This is a genomic window from Agarilytica rhodophyticola (assembly GCF_002157225.2).
In the GTDB taxonomy this organism is placed as follows: Bacteria; Pseudomonadota; Gammaproteobacteria; order Pseudomonadales; family Cellvibrionaceae; genus Agarilytica; species Agarilytica rhodophyticola.
Genome location: NZ_CP021746.1, coordinates 58,394 through 71,672 on the forward strand (window position 1 = coordinate 58,394; position 13,279 = coordinate 71,672).

The following is a 13,279-nucleotide window of genomic DNA, read 5'->3' on the forward strand; positions in this document are numbered from 1 at the left end:
AGTCATGACAGCTAACACAGCTAAGTTCCCGTGCACATCTAAACGCACTACAACCCGTAATTTACAACAATATCGAAAAGCGGATATTAAACTCTATATATGAAAAACCATATGATGCAAGCCCAATATTAACTTAGGGTCTTATAGCCAAGATCTCTTCAGATAAACGTTTGATAGCAAATCGTGCTGTGGCTAGCACCATATCAGATTGAGCCGCGACCATCAGAACACAAGATAAATGTAAATAACGTGTATTGATAAGCAAAATATGACCACCAGCGGTTTCTACCGTTGTCATTTGAAATTCTTGCTTAATAATTTTTTTAGCAGAAGCATTGCTCAAAGAACATAAAGAGCTAGCAATAGCTGCAACTTTATCTGATTCAATATCAAGCGTTTTGGCTGCAAAAGTCTTGATGCTAAAACCATCCACAGTGCACAAACTAATTAATTGAATTTCACTGTGGCTAGCAGCTAGTTTTTTTATACAATCAAGTAATTCAGGCTTTATTGTAATTTTGGTCTTCATGGTAAAGTAATTAACTAGAATATTTATTTATTGCATTAAAAGAGTGTAAGAGGCTCATGGCTGATGTTTTGTTTCTTGCATCAATATTTATAATAGGAGCAACTATATGGTGATGGTCTAGCATAGAGCGAATCTCGACTCCCAGGGCAACCAAACCTTCTTTATCTGCATTTTCACAGTGAGTAATACCGACAACACATGCCGTTTTCATTTTATGAGGGCAGAAAAATGACAATAGTTTATCTAGATTATTATAATTTGGTGATTCACCGAATTTGATAAGAAACAAGATTCCCCATAGTGACGTATTAACAAACTCCCAAAGGAAAGAATAACGTTCTTGGCCAGGAACCCCATACAGACCTAAGGCGGTATCATCCCCCAAGGTAATACGACCGTAATCAATACCAACCGTAGTAAATTGTTTGCCAATATCAATACTAGACTCAGCTTCTGTTTGAAGGGGGCTAATTTCACTGAGAGTATTAATGAACTCCGTTTTACCTGCACCAATTTCTCCTACAATTGCCAGCTTTTTATAATTCATTCACCTTATCCAAGCCGCAAAAAATTCTTCATTTTTGAGTAAAAACTATCTGACGTGCTTGAGTGGCTATAATTTTGTTTATTAACAATACTACTCACACGTAAAATATCCAATGTATCGAACTGTTCTAAAATACCATCAAGTTCGTTTTTATTGCCAAATTCACCACTATTTACAATATCATCATAGGCGTGAGAACCGCTGGTTAAACGAGCACTCAATTCGATGACACCAGGAGATTGTTCGATATGATTGAAATCCGGCCAGGATATGAGCGTTATATGCTTACCGTCATATGAACTTTTATGGAATTCTTGATGGGGAAGAGACAAATCGTAAAAGTTATTAAGTAAGGAGAGTTGTTGGTTAGAGAATTTAGAAATAACACTCGAATACTTAGTAATAAACCTTTCAATCTCTTTATCTTTTTGTACAAGCGTCACTAAACGCATGCTTTTTTTCGCAAAAGACCTTTGCGAAATATCCATATCAATTAGCGTATGGATATCACTGTGACGTTTATCGGCCTGAATATTACGATAGAGTTGGTTAACTTCATTGTTACCCCCTTCTATAATTTGAAGGTAAAAACTATTTTTAAATGCTAAAACACCCGTAATATCAAAACGCGCATTAAACTTACGAGCGCTCATATAAATATCTGAGAGCCCTTCAGGCACTGCTACACCATTTTTTTTACTAACAACCCTGCTGATATACACTATACATTTCATAGCTCGTTCTGTATTGATAGGAGTCTAGTTTACAACTATATCGTCATAGTTTCCTCGATCGATTTAACCTTATGACGAGCCAGAGCAAGGTTAGACTTAACTTTATCAAGTACGAGATAAATAAATATACCCTTATGATTTGCAGCTGGACGAATGATATGAAATTGCTCATCAAGTGTAATAAGAATATCATCGATACTACCTTCAATACCGAGTGACTTCATAGTTTTCATTTTGGCTTTAACAACTTCGGAGTTACCCGCTGCAGCCAATTCTAAATCCACACCGCTGCCCAACGCACCTAATGACATACCCGATGTATAGTCGACAACACACGCCCCCATCGCACCATCGATTGAAAGAAGCTCATTTAGACTATCATTTATATTAAGCATATTGTTAGACCTTTAATTCTTTTTAAGTATCATCGCACTTTATAAGTATATCAAAATAAAAATATTTTATTTAATAACTAAATCTTATTAAAAGAGCTCAGGCTATTATTAAAAGCAGGAATACTTAAGTAGCGCGTATCCTATTTTAAGTAATCATAAGTTCCCTAAAGGCAAAAATAAACACGCAAGTAACCACTAATATTTTTACCATTGGAAATACTATGGCAGAGCCACTCTGGGCTAACAGACCACTGAACTACCCAAACTACTTCTTCACTGATTCTTGGAAGGCAATAGTGCTTATGGCGTTATAAAGTATGAGCATCAAAACAAGAGTATAATATATTACTACTATCGATTAATTTATACCTTATAAAATCCAATACTCATGGTAAAACCCATATCTTCAGCATGCTACTATTCGTCATATCTAAAGCAATCATCTAGTTAAAAATATCCATTAAGGAAAACATCAACTCAACACATCGGCAGCCGCCAAAGATATACTTCTTATTAGGTATCGAAAGCGAAAAGATTGACACTAGCAATTTTACCATGCGAGTCAAGTATTATAGTAGTTAAAGTTACGCTCCAGGGCCGCAATCCATACAACGAACTGGAGGCTTTTCACCCATTTGTAATGCATGATTAAGATTACGCATTGCTGTTCTGACACCCTCTTCGATCACTGGGTGATAAAAAGGGAGCTCTAATATCTCAGAGACGGTTAAGTTACTCTGGTGTGTCCATGCAAGTAAGTGCGCAATATTTTCGGCACGAGGCCCAATCATTTCCGCACCTAAAAAGCGTCCAGTGTTCCGCTCGCCATAAACACGCAGCACACCTTTATTAACCAGCATCACACGTGAACGACCCTGGCCACCCCAATCGAGTTCGCCAACTTCAAAGTCAATACCCTCATCAATAAGTTCACCATAAGTTTTCCCAACCATCATAATTTGAGGATCGGAAAAGACAATACTAATCATTGAGCTCTTCTTAAAACAACGAATCTTAGGATAGTGAGCTACATTGTAACCAGCTATCTGCCCTTCATCCGAAGCTTCGTGTAATAAAGGGATGATACCATTCGCATCACCGGCGATAAAAATATGACTGTCCTCAATACGACCAGTATATAAATCAAATTTCGGCATACCTTTTTCATTTAATTTTAACGATGTTTTTCCTAACCTTAGCTTATCTAAATTAGGGATTCTTCCGGTTGCTGCCAACACATAGTCAAAATATTCAACTTTACGTTTGCCATTATGATTATATTCTATTTCGGCACCCCGCTCGGCTATCGAACGACGAGTTACCTCGGCGTGTGGATAGAAGCTAAATTCGTCGGAAAAAATAGCTATCGCTTTTCCCAATACCGCTGGATCACTTAGGGGGCCGACAGCATGATCGCGACCAAATAACGACACTCGCACTCCCAAACGATGTAATGCTTGCCCCAGTTCTAAGCCAATAACACCTGCACCAAATACAGCAACAGATTCAGGCAAATCATCCCATTGAAAAATATCATCATTGATAATTAAACGATCACCAAACTCTTTAAGCGGCGGAATAATATTAGGGCGGGAGCCGGTAGCAATAATAATACGATCCGCCTCAATTTCTGTACCATTATCAAGTTGTAATACATGGTCTGATTTAAATTGTGCATAGCCTTTGATCCGGTGATTTTCTGGCCACTGACCCACATCATTCACAACAAAGCCCACCAGGCGATCTCGCTCACTGCGCACACGTTGCATTACCGCTTTACCATCAATTATTCTATTTTCATAGTGAACACCAAAATGCTTGGCATAGATACCTGCATGAGCGGCTTCTCCGGCAGCAATAAGCAGCTTGGATGGCATGCACCCCACACGAGCGCAAGTCGTACCGTAATCACCGCCTTCAATCAACAAAATAGATTCTGTATATTTTGAAGCTTCCCGGTAAGCACGCATACCCGCACTACCAGCCCCAATAATTGCCACCTCAACTTTTCTTTTATTTACACTCACGTCTACATCCTCATATAGTTTTAGTAAAATAACACTTTTCCTAACTCAATACTGATGATGCCAAGAGCCGATTAAGTGATACAGCAATCAACTCGGAAAAAATAGCTTCAACTACTATATCACCTTTAATTTATCCATAACGGAAAAATTGACATTTTTATCTAATACTATAGAATGAAAAGAATTATTATCATTATAAGTTATTTTCCGCCATTAACTCATACTGGCCACTACAAAATCAATAGTAGCCGTGTTTACAAAAGGCAGCCGCTGAAATAGTTGGCACTTATTTTTCTGTTAAAAAATCTTTCTGATACTAGCAAAACATTATTACTAAACGACAATAGGGTATCAACACTAAGATACAAAATGTCAAGCCTCTCACCCAGTCCTTAACACATCGATACGCTGTTAAAACCGAAGTCATTACAAGAACGAATCAAGAGTGCTATATGAAAAAATTTACTAATACATTTGTGTGTTAAGTTTTTGTCTTGTATCAAGGTGCAAGCATTTTAAATTCTATAAATCAATGCTGTTTCCAGCGACAAAACCATTTTTTAAAAATTTATTGTCCAAGCATTGGCAAATAGTTAACCACATTTTAGGAGGGGATAAATTTTCATTAAAGCTATAGGAACGCTTATTCTAGCCAAAAGATATACACTCAGCCATAAAACAGATCATAACTATGAGCCGAGCCCATATTACTGTCCATTACCAACACGTTTTACTTTTCAAGGCGTTCGATAACGTCTAGAGATTTGAACTAAACACAGACATAAGAATACTTATTGATGAAAAACCACATTCTGGCACAACACTTATAAAACTATATCTACCAATATCAACGATGAGCAATCAACTATCAACCTGCAATTAGAGCTAGTTAAGATTAAATCCTAATTAACAGAGAAAGCAACTTACACTTTCCTTATGAAAGACTACAATAAAAATTAAATGATTTAATAGTTCACAAAATAAATTAATCTTAGTAAGCCAGAGTATAATTCGAGTCACACAGGATAATATTTCCATCCTCAAAACCGGCAACGGAGTACGTAAGGGCTATAACTCTTATGTTCCATCCTCTCCCAAAATCTAATATTTTAAGAACAACTTACAACCGACATGAGCGACCTCAAATAGGCCGCCACGAAAAAGCTCATACTCTTACGTAAACTTTTCTAGTTTTAATATTTAAACTTACATATTTAGACATAAAAAGCAAAAAAAATGAAATTTAGTATGGCATATCCAAAAGCAATATTTCCAATAGGATAGCTACTAAAATCAGGTATATATTAAAATTTTTCGGTAGGTTTTAGATACTACTTTTTAACATCCATTTATTTTTACGATGTGCCGTTAAACGCTCCACCAACACACCAATAACAACTTCGTCATTTGCTTCTTGTGCCACACTTAGAGCTTCCTGCAAACTACCTTGTATGATGTCTTGATCTTGAAGCAAGTCCTTAAGCATTCCATTAGAACTCGCATTTACATCTCCATCACTAATCGAAGTCAGCGCTTCATAGTCTTTCCAAGTTCCGGGAGCTTTTTCGCCTAATCCACGTATAAGCTCAGCGACTTTATCTATTGCAGCGGCCAAATCGATATATTGTTCTTCAAATAGAGTATGAAGAACTTTAAAATCTGAACCCTCTACGTTCCAATGATAATTTTGCGTCTTTAAATATAGCGCATAATTGTCAGCGAGCACCTTTTTTAGACTCTCTACTGTAGGTATAGTCATTTTCTACCTCCATAAAAGTAGATAAATTAATTTTTCAAAAATAGTACTTTTATCACGAAAAAATAGACTAGGAGTATTAATAAATTTATTAGAATATCTATTCCCATTCACTAGTCTATGCCGCTAATTAATAGTTTCGTATTTCTACAGAGATACGAAAGCCATTTTATCGTATTACAACATCATCTGTAGGTTTGTTATATTTCAATGTTCAGAGCTGCAGCAACCCCTTTGCCATAATCAGGATCAGCTTTTAAACAATGAGCGATGTGTCGCTTTTGTATTTCCATGGATGCACCACCCACAGATCGAGCAGTATTCTCAAACAACACTTGTTTTTGAGCCTTACTCATCAATCTGAACAAATTACCCGGTTGGGTAAAATAGTCTTCATCTTCTCGATGACTCCAACGATCAGCAGCACCAGAAAGTGCCAAAGAAGGCTCAGAGTAATTAGGTTGTTCCTGCCATTCGCCTTTAGTATTAGGCTCGTAACCGATAGTACCACCAGCATTACCGTCCACCCTCATTGGACCATCCCTATGATAACTATGCACCGGACAACGAGGAGCATTCACTGGTATTTGATGGTGGTTGACTCCAAGGCGATAGCGTTGCGCATCGCCATAAGAGAATAGGCGCCCTTGAAGCATTTTATCAGGGGAAAAACTAATACCAGGCACCACATTTGCCGGATTAAAAGCAGATTGTTCAACTTCAGCAAAAAAGTTCTCCGGATTTTTATTTAATTCCATTACGCCCACCTCAATAAGAGGGAAATCATTATGAGGCCAAATTTTTGTCAGGTCGAATGGGTTAAATGTAACCTCTTGAGCCCTCTCTTCTGTCATGACTTGAATATAGAGTTTCCAAGAAGGGTAATCGCCTTTTTCGATAGATTCGTATAAGTCGCGCTGATGGCTTTCCCTGTCTTTGCCGATAAGAGTTTCCGCTTCTGCGTCACTCAAGTTCTTAATTCCCTGGTTAGATTTAAGATGAAATTTAACCCAGACACGCTCGTTATCTTTATTAATCATGCTGAAGGTATGGCTACCAAATCCATGCATATGACGATATGTCTCAGGTATACCTCTATCACTCATAACAATAGTAATTTGGTGAAGCGCCTCGGGTAACGATGTCCAAAAATCCCAGTTATTTTCAGCACTTCTCATATTCGTCCTAGGATCACGTTTTACAGCATGATTTAGATCGGGAAACTTGAGAGGATCTCTCAGAAAGAAAACGGGGGTATTATTACCCACTAAGTCCCAGTTACCTTCTTCAGTATAAAATTTTACAGCAAATCCTCTAATATCGCGCTCTGCATCAGCAGCACCACGCTCACCAGCAACCGTCGTAAACCGGGTAAACAACTCTGTTTTTTTACCTACTTCAGAGAAGATTTTAGCTCGCGTATAACACGTGATATCATGAGTGACGGTAAAAACACCATAAGCTCCAGAACCTTTAGCATGCATACGACGCTCAGGTATTACCTCCCGATCAAAATGCGCCAACTTTTCTAAAAACCACACATCTTCTAACAGTTGAGGCCCACGTGGACCAGCTGTTTTTACATTTTGATTATCTGCTACAGGACAGCCAGCAACAGTTGTTAACTTTTTTTTCATAATTCTAACCGTAGTTTTCTATATTAATAACAGCTAAAGTATCAAGTAAAACTCTTTGAGAGGATTATTTTTTTGAAATTAAAATATTATACGTTCAGCTTAAGTATCATGTTTCTTTTCCATTACTATTTCTTCCTATACTGCATTATATTGACAACCTATCAATCATATAAACTATTTGATGCTCATTAAAAAGCGCACTAGCTACTAACACATCAGCCAATGAATAGCATTGTAATTTTTGGTTTAGGCATTACGCGCTTCACAGTTTGTATCTTTTGATTTAGACAAAAAACCTTCCAAATCTATAAAATTATAGCATAAAAAATTTTACTAATTACTAGAGTAGTATCATTAAGCAGTGGCACATATTACAACCATTAAAAACTAAATACAATGAACCTTTACCAGGATATATTAATATCTTCTACACAATAACTTATAAATCTAGTGCAAAAACTACAGTGTGCCATTGAGGCTTTTTTCATTCGGGTGAGAAAAAGTAGTGTCAGTATTCATATGCCATTCTTTGTCGGCTTTCTCTATATCAATGGAACCATCGCTCTCTTTTGCAATACGGCCTGTTTTTATCGCTTTGCACACGGCAGTATCCCCCCCGATGGCGGGCATAGGTACGAATAGAGATTCCCATAGTCATGTTCCCTACATAAAAAATACATCACTCAAATGAAGAAAGAAAGCAAGTCATCGTGACTAAAAAAACAATAAAAAACCGCTTGATGTGTTCGGCAGGTGAAGGGTTAATGTCCCTACAAACATGCAATACAAAAGGCAAATATAATGATTAATTTTGACGAACCCAAAAGCCCCAAAGCAGCATTTACCGCTAAAAAAAATCAGATTAATAAGGCGCTACAACGCCTGCAGCAGCACAACGAAAATTTATTTAATGTTAATCAAGACAAGATACATTGGGGACATGTTACCGACATTACCGATTACGCCGAATTATTAAAGCACTTGACGGACAAAGTATTTAAAGAAGGCGAATACGCACCAGGAAACGCAGCTAAATACTAAATAAAAAGAATGAGTATAAACAACATCATAAGAGAGCGGCTACAACATGTAGCCCTTCATCGCCTCAAACTTACAAGTAAAAAATAAAGAGATATCTATCATGATAAAACTTACCAATACACAAACCACCATTTTATCTAACGCGGCGCAAAGAGAAACAGGCTCGATATATCCACTGCCGAACACTATCAATAAAGGCATCGAGTCGCGTGTTATTAGCAGCCTTATCAAAAAACAATTTATCGACGAGAAGAACGGTGACTACACTATTAACGCCAACGGATTTAAAGCCATTGGCCTTGCACCTAGGGAGAAAAGCAAAACGAGCAAGAATGATATTATTCTCCAGCTTGTGAGCGCCAAGGAAGGGGCAACGCTTGAGGCTTTATGCGAGGCTACCTCTTGGCAGAAACATAGCGTGAGGGGCGCTATAAGTACTTTAAAAACTAAGGGACACAAAATAGTCTCATCGAAAGATAAAGATGGATCGCGCACATACACATTAAAAAAAGACCCAACACCTTCGATAAGTTCAGGCCATTAAAATATCTAAATACTATAAAAATAGCGCTTCATTGACTTGACCTTGTCGGTAAGTGACGCCTGAATGGAACACAACACCCTGTAATTCGCCAAAGGAACTCCGATAATGACAGCAAAAAATTCAGAGGCAAAAGTAGATACAAACAAAGCTATGTTGCTAGTAAAAAATAAAAGTACTTATCACGCCGTTTATTGTTTTTATAACCACCATAATAATCATAAGGGTGGTCTGGGCGATATTTTACATCAGCACTACAACACACTAGATAGCATCTATCAACTTATTCAGGTTGGCAATATTCATACCCTATATGCCGACAGTATTCGCCTTTTTACGATTGGCCACAAAAACCACCACCCTGATACCACATATAAAGATATCGGCATTGCGCTGGACGAAGGTGTTAAAGCTAACGCCCATCATATTTATATCTATGCGAATGATCTCTGGCGGCACACGCCGCTTGCTATTTAGCGACGTTTTAAAAAATCACATCATTGACTTGATGTCATCGTCGAAGCGAGCGTTAATGTCTAGACCTAAACACGACACGTAACGGAGAAAAAAATGAGTACGCGATCCACAATAGCCTTAAAAAAAGGCGACGGTTATTACGCAATATATTGTCATCACGATGGCCATGATACTGGTTGTGGTGTAGGCCCGACATTAAGGGAGTATCATAATTCCTCTGAAGACGCGAACGCATTGATTGCCTTAGGCAGCTTATCGTATATAGAGAATAACGAGGTATATGCTTACCATCGGGATCACAATAACCCCTGGCACCGCTGCAAACCCCAATATGCTAACAGTATTGAGCAATTGATAATAGTAGCCGAGAGAAACGACGCTAACTTTCTTTATGTCTACGATGATAACCAATGGCAAACGCATAAACTCTATTAGCCACCTGTCAATAGCGCTTCATTCACTTGATCTACACCGTGAATGAAGCTTTCATCTCATAACACACACTAATGACACAAGGCACTCAGATGAAAAAACTCTTTGGCAAAGACACGCTTACTAAAAATGAAACACTACGGTTAAAAAAATTCACTGAAGACCTCGCAACAATCACCAAAAAATACGGCATTGTCTTAACGCTATGCGATACCGATAGCACCATTGAGATTACCTCCCCCAACAACCCAGAACTTACCTATATTGAATACGATAGTGAACCTAACGATGGCGGACTAACGCCAATCAACTGGAAATTTTCGTACATCGAATTAGAAATAGAATAAAAGTTTTTTAAGGATAATAGTAAAAGTCCGCATTCTTAATATGTGGGCTTTATTTTTAATAAAAGATATAAAATATATCCATCATTGACTTGATGTAGTCGCCAGAAAGAGCGTTAATGTCCCCACACAAAAACAACGCAGAGAACTATTAAAATGGCTGAATCACGATTAGATCTTGTTAAAAAAGTCATCGCTACGATTGATCCCGCCTGCCACCGACATTTTAATGAGTATAAAAGCTACTTCACCGATAAAGACCTAAAGGATATTTGTGAATCAAAGCAATATAACGATATTAATATGTATAAGGTACAAGCTAAGGCTGCATTAAGAAGCAATATTGGCGCTAAGGCAATCAAAACAGGATACATCGGTAGTATGGACAATTGGCAAACTGAAGCCCAAAACATACTGACTAAAAAAATAAAAACGGTACTTGAATCGCTTGATATCGACACACTCAACGCTATTGCTGATGGTCGTATCGATGTCCCTAGCATCGCTAAAGAAATTTAACCCTTAACTATAACTATCGATATTCGGGGGCTAATACTTAGCCTCCATTATGACATCATGAAAAATACACCATCACCACTTATCACTATGAAACTTAGTCATTATCAACTTGACTCTGTACACCTACAAAGTATTAATGCTTTCACACAAAATCCAGCGGAGAATACCATGACTATCGACACATACTCAGGCATAGACAACGACACTATAAAAAAATTACAAAAAGAACAATATTCGCAAGAAGAACAATTCAAAAAATTCACAGAAGAACTGACACGCTTATCCCAAAAATACGGCGTCATACTACACGTTACGGGTGGCGTCATGTTTGTGAATCCAGAAGCACCTTGTTTGCACCACCTTCAGTATTCGAGCGACGCCACGAGTGGCGATTTGGAGCCAATCAACGGGTACGATTAACCCAAGAATATGCCATATTATTCTCTAGAATAAATATTTAATCCGCGCATCGAATGAGAAATAAAAATATACGCATCAATGACTTGATGTAGTCGTCGGAACGAGCGTTAATGTCCCTACAGAAACACACATCAAGCGAGGAAATTAAAATGGGCACATGGGCATTACCTAAAACAAAAAAAATCGCAAACGAATTACAAGTATTGATGAAAAAGCCAATACCTTGTAACCAAGCGACTCATCACTTAGTCGACATTATCGGCGACGATGATTTATACGATCTTCTCGAAACATTGGAGGATGATTTTGATATACGCCCCATTATTCGAGACTTTTTAAGCGAAATCATCACACAGCGCATCGACTACAACAATAATGACTGGGATAAGGAAGCCCTCCGTATTTGCACACGGCTAACCTCACCCTAGAGGCTAAGCCGACGTTACCTCTAGGCTGTTAAAGGTAAGTGAATCCAACAGCCTCGTGGCTTCACCCCCTGAATATTCTTGCCAACGACGAATAATAACGTCCACATATTTAGGGTCAAGCTCTACTAGCCTTGCACGGCGGTTAGCTTTCTCACAGGCAATTAAGGTACTGCCAGAGCCACCAAACGGGTCTAATACAATATCCCGACTTTTACTGGAATTTCTAATCGCTTTCTCCACAAGCTCGACCGGCTTCATTGTGGGATGCAAGTCACTTTTATTGGGCTTATTAAAAAACCATAGATCGGTTTGATTTCTATCACCACACCAGAAGTGATCGCTACCCTGTTTCCAACCATAGAGAATCGATTCATATTGTCGCTGATAATCGGAATGGCCTAATGTAAAATGATTTTTCGCCCAAATAATAAATGTCGACCAACGGCCACCGGCATCACGAAATGCCTTTTGTAAGGTATCCAGTTCGCTGGAGGACATACAGATATAACACGCGCCTTTAGTTTTATCGAGGATATGCGTTAGCGCGTCTTTTAAAAATGTGTAAAAGCCCTCGCCTAGATTATCGTTGAGTATAGGACGACTGTTAAAACGTATTTTATCGCGCTGGTTACTGCCATAATCCACATTATAAGGCGGATCGGTAAAGGTCATATCGACCAACTCATCCCCCAGTAGCGTATTAATATCCTCACGGCTAGTGGCATCTCCACATAATAATTTATGATCGCCTAGCAACCATATATCACCGACTTGACTGATCACACTTTCTTCTGGCTCAGGCACCTCATCCTCGTTGCCTTGGCTATCCGATGCGCTATCAAAATCCAGTAATTCATCTAGCTCGTCATCCGAAAAGCCAATGATATCGAGATTAAACCCTAGGTCTTTTAAATCACCAAGTTCCAAGGCAAGTAGTTCGTCGTTCCATCCAGCGTTTTCTGCGAGTTTATTATCCGCGATAACGAGCGCCCGCCTTTGTGATTCTGTTAGATGATCTAGAATAATCACCGGGGCTTTTTCAAGTTGTAATTGTTGTGCGGCCATGAGGCGGCCATGGCCTGCGATAATCGTTCCGTCACTCGAGACTAGGATAGGATTAACAAAACCAAATTCGACAATACTGGCAGCGATTTGGGAGACTTGGGTATCATCATGTGTACGGGCATTACGAGCATAGGGAATGAGTTTTTTAAGTGGCCATTGTACCACCGAGCCTACAGCGATGTGCGCCATATACAAACCTTAGTAAAATTAATACGTGGAAAATATAAAAAGAAAAATAAATGGACAAGTATTAACGAGGTGCGAACCTACAACAATGAGGTTCGCACTCCAAGAAGGCGATGATGTTATTTAGTAAATACAGTATTACCCTATTTTTTAAGGCTAGATGACGATGACGTGTTTTTAATAATTGATGAGATATAGTGC

General features: G+C 38.4%; 17 protein-coding genes. 8 read left to right on the forward strand and 9 right to left on the reverse strand.

The window, feature by feature from the left end; translation table 11 throughout:
* Nucleotides 1-133: 133 nt before the first annotated feature.
* The 8 genes from BVC89_RS29155 to BVC89_RS30245 all read right to left on the reverse strand — a co-directional run bounded on the left by BVC89_RS29155 (nucleotide 134) and on the right by BVC89_RS30245 (nucleotide 8,228).
* Nucleotides 134-529 carry a roadblock/LC7 domain-containing protein gene (locus tag BVC89_RS29155; protein ID WP_103654475.1) on the reverse strand — a complete coding sequence of 132 codons (396 nt, stop codon included), beginning with the start codon at nucleotides 527-529 and terminating at the stop codon, nucleotides 134-136.
* A gap of 10 nt (nucleotides 530-539) precedes the next feature.
* Nucleotides 540-1,076 carry a GTP-binding protein gene (locus tag BVC89_RS29160; RefSeq protein ID WP_103654476.1) on the reverse strand — a complete coding sequence of 179 codons (537 nt, stop codon included), beginning with the start codon at nucleotides 1,074-1,076 and terminating at the stop codon, nucleotides 540-542.
* Nucleotides 1,077-1,081: 5 nt separating this feature from the next.
* Entirely contained in the window at nucleotides 1,082-1,810 is a 729-nt protein-coding gene (locus BVC89_RS29165; protein ID WP_103654477.1) for a BLUF domain-containing protein, read from the reverse strand.
* 35 nt (nucleotides 1,811-1,845) lie between these two features.
* Nucleotides 1,846-2,205 (reverse strand): hypothetical protein, encoded by a 360-nt coding sequence (locus tag BVC89_RS29170; RefSeq protein ID WP_103654478.1) that lies wholly within the window; start codon nucleotides 2,203-2,205, stop codon nucleotides 1,846-1,848.
* A gap of 584 nt (nucleotides 2,206-2,789) precedes the next feature.
* Nucleotides 2,790-4,232, reverse strand: a complete 1,443-nt coding sequence (locus tag BVC89_RS29175; protein WP_103654479.1) for a dihydrolipoyl dehydrogenase — start codon at nucleotides 4,230-4,232, stop codon at nucleotides 2,790-2,792.
* A 1,324-nt stretch (nucleotides 4,233-5,556) separates the two neighbouring features.
* A complete protein-coding gene (locus BVC89_RS29180) occupies nucleotides 5,557-5,985 on the reverse strand; it encodes a Dps family protein (RefSeq protein ID WP_086934554.1) in 429 nt (142 codons plus the stop codon).
* Nucleotides 5,986-6,188: 203 nt separating this feature from the next.
* Nucleotides 6,189-7,625: a catalase gene (locus BVC89_RS29185; RefSeq protein WP_086930740.1), complete on the reverse strand. Its 1,437-nt coding sequence runs from the start codon at nucleotides 7,623-7,625 to the stop codon at nucleotides 6,189-6,191.
* Nucleotides 7,626-8,084: 459 nt separating this feature from the next.
* Nucleotides 8,085-8,228 (reverse strand): hypothetical protein, encoded by a 144-nt coding sequence (locus BVC89_RS30245; RefSeq protein ID WP_216825110.1) that lies wholly within the window; start codon nucleotides 8,226-8,228, stop codon nucleotides 8,085-8,087.
* Between the two features lie 198 nt (nucleotides 8,229-8,426).
* On the opposite strand from BVC89_RS30245, the gene BVC89_RS29195 reads away from it, so the two are divergent.
* The 8 genes from BVC89_RS29195 to BVC89_RS29230 all read left to right on the forward strand — a co-directional run bounded on the left by BVC89_RS29195 (nucleotide 8,427) and on the right by BVC89_RS29230 (nucleotide 11,827).
* Nucleotides 8,427-8,666 (forward strand): hypothetical protein, encoded by a 240-nt coding sequence (locus tag BVC89_RS29195; RefSeq protein WP_086930739.1) that lies wholly within the window; start codon nucleotides 8,427-8,429, stop codon nucleotides 8,664-8,666.
* A gap of 100 nt (nucleotides 8,667-8,766) precedes the next feature.
* Nucleotides 8,767-9,210: a DUF3489 domain-containing protein gene (locus BVC89_RS29200; RefSeq protein WP_086930738.1), complete on the forward strand. Its 444-nt coding sequence runs from the start codon at nucleotides 8,767-8,769 to the stop codon at nucleotides 9,208-9,210.
* Nucleotides 9,211-9,315: 105 nt separating this feature from the next.
* A complete protein-coding gene (locus BVC89_RS29205; protein WP_086930737.1) occupies nucleotides 9,316-9,684 on the forward strand; it encodes a hypothetical protein in 369 nt (122 codons plus the stop codon).
* A gap of 93 nt (nucleotides 9,685-9,777) precedes the next feature.
* Nucleotides 9,778-10,119 (forward strand): hypothetical protein, encoded by a 342-nt coding sequence (locus tag BVC89_RS29210; RefSeq protein ID WP_086930736.1) that lies wholly within the window; start codon nucleotides 9,778-9,780, stop codon nucleotides 10,117-10,119.
* Between the two features lie 89 nt (nucleotides 10,120-10,208).
* Nucleotides 10,209-10,463 (forward strand): hypothetical protein, encoded by a 255-nt coding sequence (locus BVC89_RS29215; protein WP_086930735.1) that lies wholly within the window; start codon nucleotides 10,209-10,211, stop codon nucleotides 10,461-10,463.
* Nucleotides 10,464-10,616: 153 nt separating this feature from the next.
* The gene (locus BVC89_RS29220) at nucleotides 10,617-10,979 is read left to right on the forward strand and encodes a hypothetical protein (protein ID WP_086930734.1); all 363 of its coding nucleotides are present in this window, start codon (nucleotides 10,617-10,619) and stop codon (nucleotides 10,977-10,979) included.
* A 57-nt stretch (nucleotides 10,980-11,036) separates the two neighbouring features.
* Complete coding sequence (locus BVC89_RS29225) at nucleotides 11,037-11,399, forward strand: hypothetical protein (protein ID WP_086930733.1); 363 nt, start codon at nucleotides 11,037-11,039, stop codon at nucleotides 11,397-11,399.
* Nucleotides 11,400-11,548: 149 nt separating this feature from the next.
* Nucleotides 11,549-11,827 (forward strand): hypothetical protein, encoded by a 279-nt coding sequence (locus BVC89_RS29230; protein WP_086930732.1) that lies wholly within the window; start codon nucleotides 11,549-11,551, stop codon nucleotides 11,825-11,827.
* Nucleotides 11,828-11,830: 3 nt separating this feature from the next.
* Here the strand turns inward: BVC89_RS29230 and BVC89_RS29235 are convergent, their stop codons facing one another.
* Nucleotides 11,831-13,081 carry a site-specific DNA-methyltransferase gene (locus BVC89_RS29235; protein WP_086930731.1) on the reverse strand — a complete coding sequence of 417 codons (1,251 nt, stop codon included), beginning with the start codon at nucleotides 13,079-13,081 and terminating at the stop codon, nucleotides 11,831-11,833.
* Nucleotides 13,082-13,279: the final 198 nt, after the last annotated feature.